The following is a 17,992-nucleotide window of genomic DNA, read 5'->3' on the forward strand; positions in this document are numbered from 1 at the left end:
GCACTTTGTGTCCCTTTCCGGTCTGTTACGGGGGCAAGGCCCGTCAGCGGAAAGGTTGCGGCACAGCACTTGGCAGAAGTTGGCGAGTTTCTTGCGAAATTCTTGCGCTCGCGTCGCGCGTGGATCGTCGGGCGTGGGGGCCGCGGATCACCGCCGCTGGCGCGGCCGGCCCCCACGCCCGACGATGTCTATCACAGGATGTAAAGCATCTCCTGGTAGGTGGGAAGCGGCCACAGGTCGTCGGCGACAACGCTTTCCAGCGTGTCGGCCGCCGTGCGCACCGCCGCCATCGCGGGCAGCAGCTCTTTCTGGGCCTGCGTCGCCTCCTCGAGCGCCGACGATGCCGAGTGGTCCGCCAGCGCCGCCTTCAGCGCGCCGAGCGCGGCTTCGAGATCGGCGATCGGCCCCGAAACCGATTCCAGTGCAGCCAAACTCGGCTCGATTCCGGCCGCCTTCAGGCTCGCCACGTTCTGTGCGAGCTCGGTCTGGTAGCGGATCGCGGCGGGCAGGATCACCGTTGTCCCCAGCTCCAACGCCAGCTTCGCCTCGACCCCGATGGTCAACGCGTACTGCTCCAAGCGGACCTCGTAGCGGCTGTGCAGCTCGCGCTCGTTGAACACGCCGTATTTGCCGAAGAGTTCAACGGCTTCGGGCTTGATCAGCTCCGGAATGGCGTCCAGCGAGGTCTTGAGGTTCGGCAACCCGCGCTCGGCCGCCTCGATCTGCCAGTTGTCCGAATACCCGTCCCCGTTGAAGACCACCGCGCCGTGCTCGGTGATGACGTCGGTCAGCAGTCTCTGGACCGCCTTGTCGAAGTCCTCGCCCTTGTCCACGGCCTCTTCCAGGATCGTGGCCATGTAATCGAACGAGTCGGCCATGATCGTGTTCAGGATGATCATCGGCACGGCAACCGTCTGGCCCGAGCCGGGGGCACGGAACTCGAACCGGTTGCCGGTGAACGCGAACGGGCTGGTGCGGTTGCGGTCACCCGCGTCGGTCGGCAGCGGGGGCAGCGTGTCGACACCGATGATCATGGTGCCCTTGCCCTTTGAGGAGGTGGCCGCGCCCTTGGCGATCTGCTCGAACACGTCGGCGAGCTGTTCACCGAGGAAGATCGAGATGATCGCCGGCGGCGCCTCGTTGGCGCCCAAGCGGTGGTCGTTGGTGGCCGACGCGACCGAAACACGCAGCAGCCCGGCGAACTTGTGCACGGCGCGGATCACCGCGGCGCAGAACACCAGGAACTGGGCGTTCTCGTGCGGGGTGTCGCCCGGAACCAGCAGCGAGCCCAGCTCCGCGTTGCCCACCGAGAAGTTGACGTGCTTGCCCGATCCGTTGACGCCCGCGAACGGCTTCTCGTGGAAGAGGCATTCCATGCCGTGCTTCTTGGCGATCGTCTTGAAGACGGTCATCAGCAGCTGCTGGTGGTCGGAGGCGATGTTGGCCCGCTCGAACATGGGCGCCACCTCGAACTGGCCGGGGGCCACCTCGTTGTGCCGGGTCTTGGCGGGGATGCCGAGTTTGAACAGTTCCCGCTCGGTGTCCATCATGAAGCCCAGCACACGCTCGGGCACCGCGCCGAAGTAGTGGTCGTCGAACTCCTGGCCCTTCGGCGGCTTGGCGCCGAACAGCGTGCGACCGGCGTTCACCAGGTCGGGTCGCGCCAAGAAGAAGTGCCGATCGACCAGGAAGTACTCCTGCTCGGGACCACAGAACGACACCACCTTGTTCAGGTCCTTGTGACCGAACAGCGCCAGGATGCGCTCGGCGTGCACACCCATGGCCTGCTGGCTGCGCAGCAGCGGCGTCTTGTAGTCCAGCGCCTCGCCGGTCATCGAGACGAAAATCGTTGGGATGCAAAGGGTGTTGCCGTTCGGGTTCTCCAGGATGTAGGCGGGGCTGGTCACGTCCCAGCCGGTGTAGCCGCGCGCCTCGAACGTGCTGCGCAGTCCGCCCGACGGGAAGCTCGAGGCGTCCGGCTCACCCTGGATCAGCGTCTTGCCGGCGAACTCGGCGAGCGTCGTCCCGTCGGAGACCGGCTCCAGGAAGCTGTCGTGCTTCTCGGCGGTCAGGCCGGTCATCGGATAGAAGACGTGGGCGTAGTGGGTGGCGCCCTTTTCCAGCGCCCAGTCCTTCATCGCCACCGCGACGGTGTCGGCGACCGCGGGGTCGAGCTTGGCGCCCTTCTCGATGGTCGCCACGACGGACTTGTACACCGCCTTGGGCAGCCGCGCCTGCATCTCGGCCTTGGTGAAGACGTTGGAGCCGAAGATCTCGCCGGGGGCTTCGCCAGCTACGAAACTGATGGCTGGGGGGACATACGCCTCGACGTTGTTGATCGCCTGCAGGCGAACCGCGTTTCCGCTCAATTGAGTTCCTATCGCTGTGGGGGGCCCACGATTTCCATGCCGGAAAGTGGACCGCCCAACAGTAGGAACGTTCGATGGCAAACTTGTTACGCCGATGTCAACGGTGGCTCCGCGATGGTTTCGATCATGAGACGCGGGCTGTGTCTGGGTCCACCGTGCACACCCGAATGCGAGAAAGCCCTTATGACCAAGCCGAACGACCGGTCGCCGGATCTCCTGGTGATCTCGCCCGTCAAGAAGTGGACGTGCATCTCCTGCAGGGGCAGCGGCGGCTTGCTGAAGATGGAAGACGGCGGGCCCCTGTGCCTTGACTGCGCCGACCTCGGTCACCTCGTCTTCCTGCCGTCCGGTGACGCCGCGCTGACTAGACGCGCCCAAAAAAGCAGCGGCCTGTCGGCCGTCGTGGTGCGGTGGAGCCGTGCGCGCAATCGCTATGAGCGGCAGGGCATTCTGGCAGAGGCCGACGCAATCGAACGTGCCGAGCTCGAGTGCCTATCGGATGCCGAAGCCCGCTCCCGTCGCCGAGAGCGGGACCAGGCACGGCGCGCATCGGAGGATCTAGAGTTGCAGGCCGAGTTCGCCGCCGCGATCCGTGAGCTGTTTCCGGGTTGTCCTCCTGCCCGGGCCGACGACATAGCGCGGCATGCGGCGATGCGCGGTAGCGGTCGGGTCGGTCGAAGCGCCGCCGCGCGAGCATTCGACCCGGCCGCCCTCCGCCTCGCGGTCGCGGCATCCGTCCGACACCTCGACACGAACTACGACCAGCTGCTGATGTCGGGCGTTGACCGCGCAAGAGCCCGAGATCGGGTGCGCCCACGCGTCGAGGACGTGTTGAACGCTTGGCGCAGAGGAGTCGCAACGCTCGACTCGGTCGACTAGCACTCAGCGAGCGCCACTCCGATGTCGGTGTGCCTGAAGTCGTTGCCTTTGAAGAGGAGGGGCTCGCCGCTGATCTTGGCAAGCGCATAGGAGAAGCAGTCACCATAGTTGAGGCCGGCGCGATGGCGCCCCTTGCCATACCTTCGGTAGGCGACTCGGGCGGCATCGGCCTGATCGACATCGACGCCGACAAGGTCGACGGCGGCCCGATGCAACCACAGATCCAACTCGCGCCCTCCGGGCTCACCGAATCGCGTTTCGATCACGATCGCCGTCTCCAGGTACGACGCTGTCGACATCAGCCGGACGGGGTCTGCCGCGACAACCGCCTCGAACCGGTCGGCCTCGAGTTCATCGGTCAGCATCGCAACCAGCGCTGAAGTGTCGATCACCATCAGGAGGGCAAACCGTGCTCGTCGAAGCCGAGGATCTCATCCGCGCTTCGGCCGTCGAGGACCGGGAGCGCCGCGCAGCGACGGCGGATGGCGGCCAACTCTTCACGCAGGGGTATGGACCTCGTGCGCCCGGTCTCGCGAGCGAGTCGTTCCCGCAACGCCACGACGACAGCCTCCGTCAAAGTCTCGCCTGTTCGAGCCGCGAGTTCCCTGGCGAGCCGATCGGCCTCCGGATCTTTGATGCTCAACGCCATGTCTATATTCTATATTGCTTTCTATATTCCTGCCGGCACTCCCGAAACGGCCGTCGCCCGCGGCTGGACGGAGCATGTGGCGGGGATCTCCCTGCGCGTCGTCGTGTCGAACGTGAGCTGAGGGTTTTGAGTGTGAACCAGCGGTTTTCAGTGGGCGCCTGGGGCGGAATTTCGGCGATTTGCCCGCCCGGGGCTCACACGCAACGCCCACGATGCACACCCAACGCAACGGCTATCGCTGGCGGCGGCTATTCCTCGCGCTCGGCGTCGGCCACCGTCAAGGGCATCGCCAGCTCCTCGAGCGGGCGCCGTTCGGCCGCGACGCCGAGCCACAGCTCGACCAGGCCCGCGATCGCCATTACCGCCGCGCCGATGAGGAACGACCAGGCCACCTGACCGCGCTGTCCGGAATCGATCAGCTGACCGAACAACAACGGGCCGCTGATGCCGCCGATCGCCGTTCCCACCGCGTAGAAGAACGCGATCGCCAGCGCCCGGGTCTCCATCGGGAAGATCTCGCTCACCGTCAAGTACGCCGCGCTGGCGCCCGCCGACGCCAGGAAGAACGCCACCGCCAGGATCGCGATGAACGTCCAGGCGCCGCCGGTCTGGGTGACGAACACGACCGCGAGGACGACGGCCACCACGGCGGAGCCGATGTAGGTCGCCGTGATCATCGGTTTGCGGCCGATGGTGTCGAACAGGTGCCCCAGCGCCAGGGGCCCGATGAAATTGCTTGCCGCCCAGAGGATGAAGAACACCGGCACCTTGCCGGACGGGACACCGTAGAAGCCGCTCAACAGCGTGCCCAGGTTGAACGTGACGCCGTTGTAGAGGAATGCCTGCCCGATGAACAGCGCAAGCCCCAGCACCGCGCGACGCGGATACATCGTGAACGCCACCCTCGCGATTTCCCGGAACGAAATCGTCTCGCGCTGACGAACTTTGAGGGGCCGGCCCGCCGGTTCGGGCAGCGGTTTGTCGCTCCCCCGCCGCACCTCGCCTTCGATCTCGCCGACCACCCGCTCGGCCTCCTCCGCGCGACCGTGGATGAACAACCAGCGCGGACTCTCGGGAACGTTGCGCCGGACCAGCAGGACGAAGATGCCGAAGATGGCGCCGACGCCGAAGGCCAGCCGCCAGCCGATGTTCGGCGCGAAGTTCGACGTGTCCAGCAGGACCAGCGCCCCGGCCGCGCCGGCGGCCGAGCCCAGCCAGTAGGTCCCGTTGATCACCAGGTCCACCCGACCGCGCACCCGGGCGGGGATCAATTCGTCGATCGCCGAATTGATCGCGGCGTACTCGCCGCCTATGCCCGCGCCGGTGAAGAAGCGGGCGATGAAGAAATACCAAGGCGCGAAGGCGAACGCGGTCGCGACGGTGGCGGTCAGATACACCACGAGCGTCAGGATGAACAGGTTGCGCCGCCCGAACCGGTCGGTCAGGTGACCGAACACGAGCGCGCCCAGGCAGGCCCCGGCGATGTAGAACGCCGCCGCCACACCGATCTGCGCGGGGTTGAGGCCGATGCCGCTGCCTTTCTCGGTGAGGCGAGACGACACGTTGCCCACCATGGTGACCTCGAGGCCGTCGAGGATCCAGACGCCGCCAAGTCCGATGACGACGCGCCAGTGAAACCGCGACCAGGGCAGCCGGTCCAGCCGCGCCGGGATATGGGTGGTGATGGTGCCGGTTTGCACGCCTGCGCTCATATGACTCCTATCCGGGTGAGCAGAGAACTACCCAAACAAGGCGTATCGCAAGCTCAGTCCCGGTCAGAGCGCGACTCCTCGGGAGTCCACGCCGGTGGCTGGCCCGGCTGACCGGGGAACAGGTAGTCGATGAATGCCGCGGCCGTGGGTTGGGGTTCGTGGTTGGCGAGCCCCGGTCGCTCGTTGGCTTCGATGAACGCATAGTCGGCCCCGGTGACGTCGGGCACCAGCAGGTCGATGCCCGTCACCGGGATGCCGATCGCCTCGGCCGCCGCCACCGCGACGCGGCACAGTTCCGGGTTCACCTGGGCGGTGACATCGTGGATCGTGCCGCCCTGATGCAGGTTGGCGGTGCGCCGCACGCGCAGCCGATTCCCTTGCGGCAGTACGTCGTCCAGCTGCCAGCCGGCCTCGGCCACGGTCGCCTCGGTGATGTCGTCGATCGGGATCTTGGACTCGCCCCCGGTGGCCGCCGAGCGGCGGCGGCTCTCGGCCGCGATCAGGTCCCGCACGGTGTGGTCACCCGTGCCGATGATCTCGGGCGGCCTGCGCAGCGCGGCGGCGACGACCCGGCCGTTGATCACCACCAGGCGGAGGTCGTCACCGTCGACGCGTTCCTCGATGAGGACCTCCGGGTAGTGCTGGCGCGCCCGCGCCACCGCCGCGGCGAGCTCGTCGGGGCCCCGTTCGGCCGACACCCCCACGGTGATCCCCTTGCCCTGCTCCCCGCGGGTGGGTTTCACGACGACCTCGCCGACCTCCTGCAGGAAGGCGAAGTCGCCGTCGTCGAAGGTGGCCAGGCGCGCGCGCGGCACTGTGATGCCCGCCTCCGAGACCAGCCGCCGCGTCAAACGTTTGTCGTCGCAACGGCACATCGCGACCGCCGAGGTGAACTCGGACAGCGATTCGCGGGTGATCACGCTGCGACCGCCGTGGGTGAGCCGCATCTCGCCGGTCTCGGCGTCCAGGACCTCGACCCAGATTCCGCGGCGCATCGCCTCGTCGGCGATGATCCGCGCGTAGGGGTTGAGGTCCTCGACGGTCTCCGGGGGCGCGGTGAACAGCGGCTCGTTGATCGCGTTCTTCCGCTTGATGGCCAGCACCGGAACGCGGACGAAGCCGAGCTTCTCGTAAAGGCCGATGGCCGCGGCGTTGTCGTGCGCCACCGACAGGTCCATGTAGGCCCGGCCCGCGCGCCGGAAGTGATCGGCCACCGCCCGGGTCAGGGCCTCACCCACCCCGGGAAGCGCCGCGGCGGGATCGACGGCCAGCGTCCACAGGCTCGAGCCCTCCTCGGGATCGGAGAAGAGCAACTCGTGGTCGACGCCGGTCACGGTGCCCACCACGGCACCGTCGTCGTCGCGCACCGCGAGCAGGTAGGTGACCGCATCCTGGTGCAGGTGGTTGTCCCAGATCGTCTCGACCGGCGCGGGCACCATGCCGCACCGCACGAACACCCGGTTCATGGCATCGGCGTCGTCCGGGTCGTTCAGGGTGCGCACCGTCATGCCGACCGGCGACGGCGCCAGCCGTTCCTCGTCTGGATGGCCCGTGAAGCGCAGCCGGTAGGTGTGGCTCGGGTCGATGAAAAGTTCGGTCGGCGCCCCGGCGACCACCACGTGGGACTCGCGCGCGTAGATGCAGATGTCGCGCCGCCCGGCGACCTCGCGGCGCAGGGTCTCGGCCAGGGTCTCCGCGTCCGCGAAGGTCTGGCCGAAAATCAGTCGGCCCCAACCCATTTCGAGCTCGACATCCTTGGCCATCGCGTCGACCAGCTCCGGCGGGGAGGCGTCGTGCAGGCCCATGGTGATGGCCTCGGTGTGATCCTCGGAGGGGTCGACGGCGGTCATGCGGCCGGGCCCGTCACGCCATGACGCTGCAGCCACAGCTCGAGGAGGGCGATCTGCCAGAGTTCGTTGCCGCGCAGCGGGGTGAGCTTGCCGTTCGGGTCGGCCAGCAGGGCGTCGACCGCTTCGGAGTTGAACAGCCCGCGCTCCTTGGCGACCGGCGCGTAGAGCGCGTCGCGAACCATGTCCAGGTAGGGCCCTTCGAGGTGAGTCAACGCGGGGACCGGGAAGTAGCCCTTGGGCCGGTCGATGACCTCCGACGGGATCACCCGTCGCGCAGCCTGTTTGAGGACACCCTTGCCGTCGTGGGCGATCTTGAGCTCCGGGGGGCAGGTCGCCGCCAGCTCGACCAGCTCGTGATCGAGGAACGGAACCCGGCCCTCCAATCCCCAGGCCATGGTCATGTTGTCCACCCGTTTCACCGGGTCGTCCACCAGCATCACGGTCGTGTCCAGCCGCAGCGCGCGGTCGATGCCGGTTTCGGCGCCGGCGCGCGCGAAGTGTTCGGAGACAAAGCGCTGGCTGGGGTCGCCCGGCGCGAGGTTGCCCGACCCCAGCAGGCCCGCCAGCTCGGCCGAATCGCGGTCGAAGAAGGCGCCGCGGTATTCGGCGACCGCCCCGTCCAGCGTCGCGGCCGCCGGCGAACCCATCGGCGGGTACCAGTGGTAGCCCGCGAACACCTCGTCGGCGCCCTGACCCGACTGCACCACCTTCACGTGACGCGCGACCTCCTGGCTCAGCAGGTAGAACGCGACGCAATCGTGGCTGACCATCGGCTCGCTCATGGCGGCGATCGCGCCGTCCAGCGCGGGCAGCATCCGGTCGGTCCCGATGCGGATCTGGTGGTGGTCGGTTTCGAATCGCCGGGCGATGATGTCCGACCAGCGGAACTCGTCGCCCTCGACGCCGCCCGCCGACTCGAAGCCGATCGAGAACGTCGACAGCCCGTGCTGGCCCGCCTCGGCGAGCAGACCGACGATGAGGCTGGAGTCGACCCCGCCGGACAGCAGGCAGCCGACGGGGACGTCGGCCACCAGCCGGCGCTCGACCGCGACCCGCAGCGTGGACAGCACCGCGTCCTCCCAGTCGCGTTCCGACCAATCGGAGCGGTCGGCGCGCCTGGTGAAGTCCGGCGTCCAGTAGGTGGTGGTGCTGCGCCGGCCGTCGGGCTCGATGGCGAGCAGCGAGGCGGGCGGGATCTTGCGCACGCCGCGCAGAATCGTCAGCGGCGGCGGCACCACCGAGTGGAACGTCATGTAGTGGTGCAGCGCAACGGGATCGATCCGGGTGTCCAGGCCGCCACCGGCCATGAGCGCGGGAAGCGTCGACGCGAACCGGATCCGATGACCGTCCTCGCTCAGGTACAGCGGTTTGATGCCGAGCCGGTCCCGGCCGAGCAGCACCCGCCCACTGTCGCGTTCGACGATGACGAAGGCGAACATCCCGTACAGATGGCTGACGAAGTCGTCGCCCCAGCGGTGGTAGGCCTTGAGCAGAACCTCGGTGTCGCTGTGCGAGAAGAATCGGTAGCCGTGGTCAGTGAGCTCGCGCCGCAGTTCCTTGTAGTTGTAGATGCAGCCGTTCCAGGCGACAGCCAGGCCGAGCTCCGAGTCGACCATCGGCTGTGCGCCGGCTTCGGTCAGGTCGATGATTTTGAGGCGGCGATGACCCAGGGCGACCCGGCCCTGTGACCAGGCCCCCGCCGCGTCCGGCCCCCTGGGCGCCATGACGGCAGCCATTGCTGACACCGCCGCTAGGTCGGGAACCCGGCCGTCGAGTCGAACCTCACCGGTGAGTCCACACACTTCTTTGACCCTACCGCGAGCCGTACCCACGCGCGCGCCCCGGCCCCGACCGTAGGTAGCCGACACCGAGCCCGATACCGCGATTTCATTTCCTGGATCGGCCAGGACGGCTTATCGTTTCCTGGACCGCAGTTTGCTGGGAGGCTGATGTGGACGGTCCACGCTGATGCTGGTCGACTACTACCTGCGGATCCTGCACATCGATCGGCGGTTGCCGCTCAACTTCGACATCGGTCCGCTGCACGTGCACCTGTACGCGCGGTCGGTGTTCTTCCTGTGGGTCACCGTGGTGATCCTGGTGATCGCCGGCGTCGTGGTGCTGGCGTCGCGCCGGCGTGAACTGATCCGGCGGTGGACGACGTGGGTGATGATCGCGCCGGTGGTCGGCATCCCGATCTGGATTGGGCGGGGCACCACCGCGACGCTGGCGGCCGCGCTGGCCGTGGTCGCGGTGTTCGAGTACGCGCGCCTGGTGAAACTCGGCAAGGTCGACACGTACCTGCTGCTGGCGCTGGCCGTGCTGTATCCGCTTGCGGCCTGGCTGCATCCGCCGCTGCTGCGGCTCGCGCCGATCATCGTGCTGGCATGCGCGTTGCCCTCGGTGTTCAGCGGCGATGTCGAACACGGGAGCAGGCGGACCACCTTCACCGCGTTCGGTTCGGTGTGGATCTGTTGGTCCTTGGCGCACCTGGTGACGTTGTGGTCCGACGCCTATCTGGTGTGCTTCGCGGCGGCGGCCACCGACGTCGCGGCCTGGTGTGGCGGGAAGGGGCTGCGTTACTTCCGGTGGGCGCGAAAGCCGTTGTCCCCGTTGAGCCCCAACAAGACTGTCGGCGGGTTGGTCGGCGCGGTGGTGGGCGCGTTTCTGGTGCTGACCTTGCTGGGCACGATGACCCTCGGCCTGCTGGTGGCGGTGGCGTTCGGCGGGGTGCTCGGCGACCTCGTCGAATCGATGGTGAAGCGGCAGGCCCAGGTCAAGGACGCGGGTACCTGGCTGCCGGGCTTCGGCGGCCTGCTCGACCGGATCGATTCGCTGTTGCTGGTCCTCCCGCTGGCCTATCTCCTCGGCTGACCGGCCGCGTCACGCGGCGTGCAGCAGATCGAGCGGCTGGGGAGAGAAGCCGTCCCGCAAGCCGATGACCTGCTCCCGCAGCTGCGCCGCGGACGTGAGCGCCGGGTCGACGGGCCCCCCGATGCGGACCTGCATCGGCGCGTGGGAGATGAAGCTCGCGCCCTTGGGCAGCACCTCCGCGGTGCCCAGCACCGCGACCGGGACGATCGGCACGCCGCAGTCGCGCGCCAACCGGACAGCGCCGGAACGGAATTCGGCGATGTTCCCGTCCGTCGACCGGGTGCCCTCGGGGTAGATGACGACGGTGCGTCCGGCCTTCAGCGCCGGTCGGGCCGCGGCCAGCAGCTGGGCGTAGGTGTCCTTCCCGGACCGCCGCACGGGCAGAATGCCGATCAGCGAGGACGCAACGAACCGGCGCACCGGCACGTCGAACCAGTAGTCGGCCGCCGCGGCGAACACCGGCTGGGTGCCGGCTGGCAGCGCGGCCAGCAGCACCGCGGTGTCGGCGTGCGAGGAGTGGTTGGCCACCACCACGCAGCCGCCCGGCACGCGCCAGCGGCCGGTGACGGTCAGCCCGCCGGACACGGCGCACACCGCCCGCCACAGCCGGTGTCGCAGCACGCTGCTGATCCGGGTCGCGGTCATGATGCCAGCACCGCCAATTCCTGCGCGGCCTGCGCGGCCGGCCCGTCCTGGCGCTTGGCCGCCAGCTCCCGGTGGGCGGCCCGCAGCCGCAGCGCGGTGGTGATCAGCGAGCCGTTCACCAGCTGGGTCGACACCACCGGCAGGATGACCGGGAAGGCGGTGGCCAAGAAAACGAACAGGCAGCGCTCGGTCTTGCCGAGCGGGCCACCGTTGCGGCGCGGCGCGCCGGCGGCGGCTCCGGCCAGCGAGGCGAAAGTGGGCAGCGTCGCGGCCAGCGCGGCCACCAGCACCATGATCACCGGCCAGGACAGCCAGTGCAGGCCCGGGCCGCGCTGCCGCGCCGCCCACACCGCGAGGCCCGCGAAGGTCAACAGGTCCGAGGCGCGATCGCCGATCTCGTTGACGACGAATCCCCACGGCCGGCTCACGCCGCGAGCGCGGGCGACCGCGCCGTCGAGGTTGGCCCCGGCCAGCCGCAGCGCCAGGAACACGGCCGTCAGGGGCCACCATCCCAGCGCGACCGTCACTCCGGCCACGCCCGCCGCCAGCACGCCGGCGAGGGTGAAGACGTCCGGTGAGATGTTCCGGCGCACCGCGACGTTCACGATCGGGGTCAAGCGGCGGGTGTACCACGGCTTCAGCGCGTAGAGGCCCTGCCACTTGCGCGGAGCCTTGGTTGCCGCGGGCACCGGAGTGGCGGCGGGGGCGACGACCCTGATCCGGGGGAGCGTCGACGTCTCGGTCACCGCGAGCGCGCGCGATCCCGACGCGTAGCAGCCGCGGTGAGCGATGCGGGGCTCGCTCACCGGGGTCAGCGTGCTGATGCCGCGCGTGCGCTGTGTCGGCGCGTTGTCGAGGTCGGTGCTCACCGGGGTTTCCTCTCGGGTTTAGTGGTCTGTAGTTGTGTGCAAGTTGACCCGTACCGGGCCGCTACCGGTCCCAAGATCTCCGACCGGGGCCCGGTGGGCCGCTCGCATTGGTAAGAGCCACCGCTCCCCCGCGGTCGGACACTTTTCTCGCGAACTTTTCGTGCGGGCCGGTGGCCGTGACCGGCAACCCATACGTTGCTCCCGGGCGCTTGCCGCTTCGTCGCGAAGTTCTTGCGGAATTCTTGCGGCCGCTCGGCGAGAGGGATGTGCAGATTTCGGTTACCGTTCAACCAAGTCGTTCTTGACTTGGAGCCGATTCACCCGTTTCGAGGGAGGCCATGACCGGCACGAGCGCGTGGTCGACGGCCTGCGGGGTCCTACTGTCCGCGGTCGCGCTGCTCGGCGCGGCGCCCGCCTCGGCGGAGCCGATCGACGACGCGTTCGTCGCGGCCCTCGCGAAAAACGGGATCGCCATGTCCGACCGGGGCACCGCCGTTTCGATGGGTCACACGGTGTGCGCCGCATTCGATAAGGGCGAGCCGTCGACCGCGGCGGCGATGCGGATAGTGAAGGACACCGATCTCAACCCGAAGCAAGCCGGCTACTTCGTCGGACTTTCTGTGGCCGCCTACTGCCCCCAATACCGGGGAAAGACCGACAACTCGATGAACTGGATGGTCCCGTTCCCGCCGATGATGTGAGCCCGACTTCGCGTCTGAGGACTTTCTGCTGTCGCCCTGAGGTGCGGCCGCGTTATTTTTGACTGGACGCAAATTCGCCCGCATAAATGAGGAACCGTGGCCCACGCGAGGGTAGGTCTTGCGACGTGGTCGACATTCATCGCGGCCGTGCTGTGCGCCGCCGCGCCGGCGTCGGCCGACCCGAACGATGACGCTTTCATCGCGGCCCTTGCGAGCCAGGCGATCCCGATCTCCGACAACACCGTGGCCATCCAGCTGGGCCGCAACATGTGTGCCCTGCTCGACCAGGGCACGACGCGCCCCCTGCTGGTGATGAAGCTGATGAAGGACGCGAACCTCTCGGCCAGGCAGGCCGGCTTCTTCCTGGGGCTGTCGTCGTCCGCGTACTGCCCGCAATACCGGACGACCACCGGGTAAGGCGCGCGCGCCGGTCACGCGGACCACAGGTCCACCTGGTCTTCCGTCACCTCGCTGGAAACCGGCGGCACTCGAGGCGCGTACGTAGACGTTGTCGCCCTCAATCCCTAGCGGCCCCGGATACCGCTGTCGACGACCTTCACCGGCTTGTGCGGATAGCGGCGTTCGGCGTGCGCCTTCGCCCGCGAGTTCGGCAGCACGTACAGGGTTTCCTTCTTGTCCTGAAGCGGTTTCAGCACCAAGTCCATGAAACCCTTTCGGTTCTCGAGGTAGGGCTCGATGACCTCCTCCCCCGCCGGGCACACCGCCAGGCAGTAGGCGGCTTTGTAGTTCGGCTTGAACGACAGGCTCTGCCACATCGACGCGTTCTCCGAATCGCTGACCCGCGAACGGAAGTCGTCCGCGTCGGCGCTGTCCGCGATGGTCTGCACCCAGTCGGTGAACCCACCCATGAACTCTCGGTAGTTGTGCACCGAGCAAGAGACGAAGTCGAAATCGCCGTCCTTTCCGATCGCGCCGACCGGACACGCCGCCACGCACAACTTGCACTCGAGGCAAGGGCTGTAATCCAGCGGCTCGCCGTAGCTGCTGATCGGCGCGTCCACCAAGATCGTGCCGAGCAGGATGAAGTTGCCGAACCTGGGGTGAATCACGTTGCGGTGGATGCCCATAACGCCAAGGCCCGCGGCGACGGCGACGGGCTTGTGCGCCACCACCCAGATGCGGCCGGGGAAGTTGTCCATCTCCATCGGGAACGTCGCCGACGGGTTCAGGGCCCGATAACCGGCGTCCTGCAGCCGGCGCACGATGCGGTGTGCCGACTCGTTGAGGATTTCGCCACTGCGGTGGAACTCCTGGTTCGCGACGCTGCGGGCCGTCGAGCGGACATTGTCGCGGTTCATCTTGACCACCAGCGAGATGTAGCTCCTGGCCCCCGGCAGCGCGGCCTGGACATGCTCGACCTCTGATGCCAGATCGGGGTTGTCCACGCCGGCGAACGCGACGTCGTCGGCGCCGGCGGCCAGGCACAGCTCGCTCAGCCAATCGGCGTCGAGCACGCCGGGGCTCCGCTTCTGGCGGGAGCTCACCTTCTTCACGGTGGGGTGGCCGGCCAGCTTGGCCGGGAGTTTTTCCGCCATTCTCGGTATAGTACACAATACTCAGCTATGGCGCGCCGAAGGGCCCGCGGGCGCGTCGTTAACGGTGTTTGACTTCGCCGTGAAGCCCATGCGAATCTGGCGCGGTGATCGAGTTGAGTGAACAGACGATCATCGCTCAGGTGGCCGATCGGTTGACCAGCAAGTATTCGACCATCCCGGCCGAAACCGTGACCGCGGTCGTGGGGGGTGTTCATGCCCGGTTCGAGGGCAGGCCGGTGCGCGAGTACGTCCCCCTTCTCGTCGAACGGTTCGCGGCGCAGGAACTCGCGCTGCTCCTGTTGACCGGCCGCCGACCGCTCTCCGAGCCGGCGGCCGATCAGGCCATCGCCGTTTGATCAGACGGGCTCGCCCCGCCGCGGCCCGCTTTGCACGCCGAACAACATCCGGCGGCTGATCGCCCGCTAATCGGTTGTTTGAGTAACCGTCCCGCTCTCGCTGAACCCGACCCGGTCATGCAGCCGGGCCAACCATTCGGGCGCCCACCAGTTGGCCCGGCCGAGGACGTACATGACCGCGGGCACCAGCAGCATCCGCACCAGCGTCGCGTCGACCAGCACCGCGACCGTGAGCCCGAACCCGAACAGCCGCATGAGCGACACCTGCGCGGCCATCAGCGCCACGAAGGAGATCGCCATGATCAGCGCCGCGGCGGTGGTCACCCGGCCGGTGTGGGCCACGCCGAGCGCGATGCTCCGGTCGTTCGCGCCCCAGCCCCGGTGTGAGGCGAGCCAATACTCGCGGATCCGCGCGATCAGGAAGACCTCGTAGTCCATGGAAAGCCCAAAAGTTATGCAGAACAACAACACCGGCAGGTCGACCCCGATCGTGCCGGTCGCCGCGGTGCCGAGCCCGCCGAGGTGCCCCTGCTGAAACACCCACACCACCGCGCCGAATGCCGCGGCCAGCGACAGGGTGTTCGTCACCAGCGCCTCGAAGGGCAGCACCGCGCTCCCGGTCATCAGGAAGACCAGCACCAGCGTGATCACGGCGATGATGGTGAGCACCAGCGGCAGGTGCGTCGTGATCGCGTGCACGGTGTCGCGATTGCTCTGCGCGGCGCCCGCGAGCTGCACCGGCCGCCCCGACGGGGTCGCGACGGCGTGCAGCCGGTCCAGCTGCGCGTTCGAGGCGGCGGAATACAGCGGCGCCGTCGTGCCCACGGTCATGAAGGCGGCGCCGTCTGTGACGGCGCACGGCCCCGTCGGCGGCCCCGCCGGCCGGCCGCCGACGAACGTGCCGCCCGGCGCGGATACCGACGACACGTCCGGGACCCGCGACAGCGCGGCGGCGTAGGCGTCGAGGTCGGCCGGGCCGAGTCCGGTCGCGTTCGGGAGCACGACGGTAACGTCGGGGACACCGCTGCCCGGGAAGCCGGCGCGTAACTGGTCGCCGATCTGGCGCGCCGACGCCGAGGTGGGCAGGACCCGGTCGTCGACGACGCCCCACCGCACCTCGCGGAAGGGTGAGCCGAGCAGCAACAGCAGCGCGACGATGGCGATCACGATCGGCGCCGCGTGGCGCGTGACGCACCTCGTCCATCGATACCAAATGCGGCGCTCGACCGGAGCCGGCTCGAGCGCGGGCCGCCGCAGGAGCCGCCGCGCGAGCCGGCGTGCGTCCAGCGAATCGAGTCGCTCGCCCAGCAGCGCGATCGCCGCCGGCGTCACGACGACCGCGGCGGCCACCGCGAACGCGACCACCGCGACACCCGCATAGGCGAACGATTTCAGGAAGTATTGCGGGAACAGCGCCATCGTGGCATCGACAGCGCCCCCGTCAGCGCCGAGAACAACACCGTGCGGCCGGCCGTCGCCATCGTGCGGATCAGCGCCGCGTCGCGAGTTTGGCCGTCCGCCAACTCATCCCGAAAGCGGCTGAGGATAAGCAGCGTGTAATCGATTGCCAGCGCGGCGCCCATCGCGACGGTCAGATTCAGCGCGAAGATCGACACGTTGGCGAACAGCGAGACCGCGCGCAACGATGCCATCGCACCGAGGATCGCGAACCCGCCGACGGCCACCGGCAGCGCCGCGGCGAACAACCCCCCGAAGATCCAGACCAGCACCACAAAACTCAGCGGCAGCGCCAGCGATTCCATGACCAAGAGGTCGTCCCGGGTTTGCTCGTCCACCTCCCAGGTGACGGTTGCCTCGCCGCCGAAGCGCACCGTGACGCCGTCGCGGTCGTGGGCGAGTTCGTGCGATAGGCGCTCGGCGTTTTTCTGGGCGTTGGCCTCGCCGCCGGAAATCGCGGCCACGATCAGGCCCGTCTTGCCGTCCTTGCTGACGAACGCGGGCGCCGCGGCCGGTGGCGCGGTCCACGCGGATTGCACCTGCCCCATGTGGGGCGAATTCTGCAGCCGCCGAACGAGATCGGTGCCGACCGCCGTCGCCCGGGGGGCCCGCGCGCCGCTGTCGGAGGTCACCGTGATCAGCATGACCATGTCGCCCTGGCCGAACTTCTGGGAGAGCAATGCCGACGCCCGCGACGATTCCGCGCCGGGATCGAACCACCCGCCGGGCAGGAGGGACTTGCTCACCGGGATGCCGAAGATCGCGGTGGCGATCATGACGAAGACGGCAGCGGCGATGACGCGGCGCGGCGCGACGATGGCGAGACCGGTGATTCTCGACAGCACGACACTCCTTCTCCACAGCGTTCCAGTTCAGGTCCCTGGAGCCACACCAGCACCGACCGGCCGTCATACCCTAGCCGTCAGGTGCTGGGCATGACGGCTTCCTTCCCCGACGTCGGCCTCGTACGACGAAACGGGCGCACCGGAAATGACAGCGCCGATGAGTTTGAGCGGCACGCCGCCTCTGTATAGGCGTTCAGCGTGTTTGCCGACGAAAGGAAACAAAGATGGCGCAGGAGACGCCCACGCGCTACCTGATTGCGGGTGCGGGCGGAAGCCACGGAGCTACTGGCAATTACACGGCACGACAACTGCTCGCACGCGGGCTGCCGGTGCGCGCGTTCGTTCGTCGCTCCGATGAACGGGCTGACCAACTCAGGCGGCTCGGGGCCGAGATCGCCGTCGGCGATCTCCGCGACTACCGCGACGTGCGCGCCGCGCTGGACGGGGTCCAGCGCGCGTACTTCACGTATCCGCTGGCCGAAGGACTGCTGGAGGCCACCGCGACCTTCGCCGTGGCCGGCGCGGAGGCGGGCTTGCAATCCGTGGTGAACATGTCTCAAATCACGGCGGGCCCCGATCATCGCAGCCCCGCGGCTCGCGCACATTGGGTGGCCGAGCGGGTGCTGGACCGCTCCGGAATCGGCGTCACGCACCTGCGGCCCCCGTTTTTTCTGGAGAATCTCTTCAACGTCGCGGCCCCGACCGTTCGCGCCCAGGGCAAGATTTATCTTCCGTACGGCGGCGGGGCCCACGCCCCGATCGGGGGCGAAGACCTCGCGCGCGTGATCGTCGGCATCTTGATCGATCCGGCCGAGCACCGTGGCAAGACGTATCTGCCCACCGGACCGGCGTCGTTGACGATGACGCAGCAGGCCGGCGTCTTCAGCCGGGTGCTGGGCCGCCCCGTCGAATACGTCGACATCCCGGGCGAGGCCTGGAGGCAGGCCCTGGCGCAGGTCGACGTCATGACTCCGTATTTGATCGAGCACCTCTCGCGGGTGGCCGAGAGTCACCAACGCGGTGGTTTCGACGCGGTGACCGACGTCGTCGAAACCATTGGCGGCGTCGCGCCGCAGTCGCTGGAAGCGTTCATTGGCCAACACCGAACCGCGTTCGGGGTAGCGCAGGAGGCCCACCGGGATGCCTAGTGGACCGGTCACCGTCATCGGCGCGACCGGCGACGTCGAGGACCTGCCGCGCCGGCTGGCGCGGACGGGCCGATTGGGGTG

Annotated in this window: 14 protein-coding genes and 2 pseudogenes; 6 read left to right on the top strand and 10 right to left on the bottom strand. The window is 68.2% G+C overall.

What is annotated here, in order from left to right; genetic code table 11:
* Positions 1 to 191: 191 nt before the first annotated feature.
* Positions 192 to 2,369 (bottom strand): glutamine synthetase III family protein, encoded by a 2,178-nt coding sequence (locus AC5Y2S_RS25500; RefSeq protein WP_499959169.1) that lies wholly within the window; start codon positions 2,367 to 2,369, stop codon positions 192 to 194.
* A 201-nt stretch (positions 2,370 to 2,570) separates the two neighbouring features.
* Between AC5Y2S_RS25500 and AC5Y2S_RS25505 the strand changes: the two are divergent.
* Positions 2,571 to 3,248, top strand: a pseudogene (locus tag AC5Y2S_RS25505) (DUF2293 domain-containing protein); the annotation flags it as partial.
* On the opposite strand, the gene AC5Y2S_RS25510 reads toward AC5Y2S_RS25505, so the two are convergent.
* From AC5Y2S_RS25510 to AC5Y2S_RS25530, 5 genes are all read right to left on the bottom strand, one after another.
* Positions 3,245 to 3,643 (bottom strand): type II toxin-antitoxin system VapC family toxin, encoded by a 399-nt coding sequence (locus tag AC5Y2S_RS25510; protein WP_499959171.1) that lies wholly within the window; start codon positions 3,641 to 3,643, stop codon positions 3,245 to 3,247. The pseudogene AC5Y2S_RS25505 and the gene AC5Y2S_RS25510 overlap by 4 nt on opposite strands.
* The gene (locus tag AC5Y2S_RS25515) at positions 3,643 to 3,897 is read right to left on the bottom strand and encodes a type II toxin-antitoxin system VapB family antitoxin (protein WP_499959173.1); all 255 of its coding nucleotides are present in this window, start codon (positions 3,895 to 3,897) and stop codon (positions 3,643 to 3,645) included. Before AC5Y2S_RS25515 ends, AC5Y2S_RS25510 begins: the two co-directional genes overlap by 1 nt.
* A 248-nt stretch (positions 3,898 to 4,145) precedes the next feature.
* Positions 4,146 to 5,609 carry an MFS transporter gene (locus AC5Y2S_RS25520; protein ID WP_499959174.1) on the bottom strand — a complete coding sequence of 488 codons (1,464 nt, stop codon included), beginning with the start codon at positions 5,607 to 5,609 and terminating at the stop codon, positions 4,146 to 4,148.
* Positions 5,610 to 5,662: 53 nt separating this feature from the next.
* Positions 5,663 to 7,459 (bottom strand): N-acetylglutaminylglutamine synthetase, encoded by a 1,797-nt coding sequence (ngg, locus tag AC5Y2S_RS25525; RefSeq protein WP_499959175.1) that lies wholly within the window; start codon positions 7,457 to 7,459, stop codon positions 5,663 to 5,665.
* A complete protein-coding gene (locus AC5Y2S_RS25530) occupies positions 7,456 to 9,261 on the bottom strand; it encodes an N-acetylglutaminylglutamine amidotransferase (RefSeq protein ID WP_499959177.1) in 1,806 nt (601 codons plus the stop codon). The genes ngg and AC5Y2S_RS25530 overlap by 4 nt, the downstream gene beginning before the upstream one ends.
* 166 nt (positions 9,262 to 9,427) lie before the next feature.
* Between AC5Y2S_RS25530 and AC5Y2S_RS25535 the strand changes: the two genes are divergently transcribed.
* A complete protein-coding gene (locus AC5Y2S_RS25535; RefSeq protein ID WP_499959178.1) occupies positions 9,428 to 10,333 on the top strand; it encodes a phosphatidate cytidylyltransferase in 906 nt (301 codons plus the stop codon).
* A 9-nt stretch (positions 10,334 to 10,342) separates the two neighbouring features.
* Here the strand turns inward: AC5Y2S_RS25535 and AC5Y2S_RS25540 are convergent, their stop codons facing one another.
* On the bottom strand, positions 10,343 to 10,978 hold the full coding sequence (locus tag AC5Y2S_RS25540; protein WP_499959179.1) for a lysophospholipid acyltransferase family protein: 636 nt from the start codon (positions 10,976 to 10,978) through the stop codon (positions 10,343 to 10,345).
* Complete coding sequence (locus AC5Y2S_RS25545) at positions 10,975 to 11,847, bottom strand: CDP-alcohol phosphatidyltransferase family protein (protein WP_499959181.1); 873 nt, start codon at positions 11,845 to 11,847, stop codon at positions 10,975 to 10,977. The genes AC5Y2S_RS25540 and AC5Y2S_RS25545 overlap by 4 nt, the downstream gene beginning before the upstream one ends.
* A 338-nt stretch (positions 11,848 to 12,185) precedes the next feature.
* On the opposite strand from AC5Y2S_RS25545, the gene AC5Y2S_RS25550 reads away from it, so the two are divergent.
* Together AC5Y2S_RS25550 and AC5Y2S_RS25555 are read left to right on the top strand one after the other, a co-directional pair.
* Positions 12,186 to 12,548, top strand: a complete 363-nt coding sequence (locus AC5Y2S_RS25550; protein WP_499959182.1) for a DUF732 domain-containing protein — start codon at positions 12,186 to 12,188, stop codon at positions 12,546 to 12,548.
* Positions 12,549 to 12,644: 96 nt separating this feature from the next.
* Entirely contained in the window at positions 12,645 to 12,965 is a 321-nt protein-coding gene (locus AC5Y2S_RS25555; protein ID WP_499959184.1) for a DUF732 domain-containing protein, read from the top strand.
* Positions 12,966 to 13,072: 107 nt separating this feature from the next.
* Here the strand turns inward: AC5Y2S_RS25555 and AC5Y2S_RS25560 are convergent, their stop codons facing one another.
* Positions 13,073 to 14,104, bottom strand: coding sequence for an epoxyqueuosine reductase (locus AC5Y2S_RS25560; RefSeq protein WP_499959185.1), 1,032 nt, complete (start codon positions 14,102 to 14,104; stop codon positions 13,073 to 13,075).
* Positions 14,105 to 14,208: 104 nt separating this feature from the next.
* Between AC5Y2S_RS25560 and AC5Y2S_RS25565 the strand changes: the two genes are divergently transcribed.
* A complete protein-coding gene (locus AC5Y2S_RS25565; protein ID WP_499959186.1) occupies positions 14,209 to 14,460 on the top strand; it encodes a three-helix bundle dimerization domain-containing protein in 252 nt (83 codons plus the stop codon).
* A gap of 66 nt (positions 14,461 to 14,526) precedes the next feature.
* On the opposite strand, the pseudogene AC5Y2S_RS25570 reads toward AC5Y2S_RS25565, so the two are convergent.
* Positions 14,527 to 16,763: pseudogene (locus AC5Y2S_RS25570) on the bottom strand (MMPL family transporter).
* A 224-nt stretch (positions 16,764 to 16,987) separates the two neighbouring features.
* On the opposite strand from AC5Y2S_RS25570, the gene AC5Y2S_RS25575 reads away from it, so the two are divergent.
* On the top strand, positions 16,988 to 17,911 hold the full coding sequence (locus AC5Y2S_RS25575; RefSeq protein WP_499959187.1) for an NmrA family NAD(P)-binding protein: 924 nt from the start codon (positions 16,988 to 16,990) through the stop codon (positions 17,909 to 17,911).
* Positions 17,912 to 17,992: the final 81 nt, after the last annotated feature.

Source organism: Mycobacterium sp. NGS69 (genome assembly GCF_059812165.1).

Excerpts from the sequence above, each read along its gene's own strand:
- AC5Y2S_RS25510 (WP_499959171.1), bottom strand. The coding sequence starts at position 3,643 with ATGGTGATCGACACTTCAGCGCTGGTTGCGATGCTGACCGATGAACTC.
- AC5Y2S_RS25515 (WP_499959173.1), bottom strand. The coding sequence starts at position 3,897 with ATGGCGTTGAGCATCAAAGATCCGGAGGCCGATCGGCTCGCCAGGGAA.
- AC5Y2S_RS25520 (WP_499959174.1), bottom strand. The coding sequence starts at position 5,609 with ATGAGCGCAGGCGTGCAAACCGGCACCATCACCACCCATATCCCGGCG.
- ngg (WP_499959175.1), bottom strand. The coding sequence starts at position 7,459 with ATGACCGCCGTCGACCCCTCCGAGGATCACACCGAGGCCATCACCATG.
- AC5Y2S_RS25535 (WP_499959178.1), top strand. The coding sequence starts at position 9,428 with ATGCTGGTCGACTACTACCTGCGGATCCTGCACATCGATCGGCGGTTG.
- AC5Y2S_RS25540 (WP_499959179.1), bottom strand. The coding sequence starts at position 10,978 with ATGACCGCGACCCGGATCAGCAGCGTGCTGCGACACCGGCTGTGGCGG.
- AC5Y2S_RS25550 (WP_499959182.1), top strand. The coding sequence starts at position 12,186 with ATGACCGGCACGAGCGCGTGGTCGACGGCCTGCGGGGTCCTACTGTCC.
- AC5Y2S_RS25560 (WP_499959185.1), bottom strand. The coding sequence starts at position 14,104 with ATGGCGGAAAAACTCCCGGCCAAGCTGGCCGGCCACCCCACCGTGAAG.
- AC5Y2S_RS25575 (WP_499959187.1), top strand. The coding sequence starts at position 16,988 with ATGGCGCAGGAGACGCCCACGCGCTACCTGATTGCGGGTGCGGGCGGA.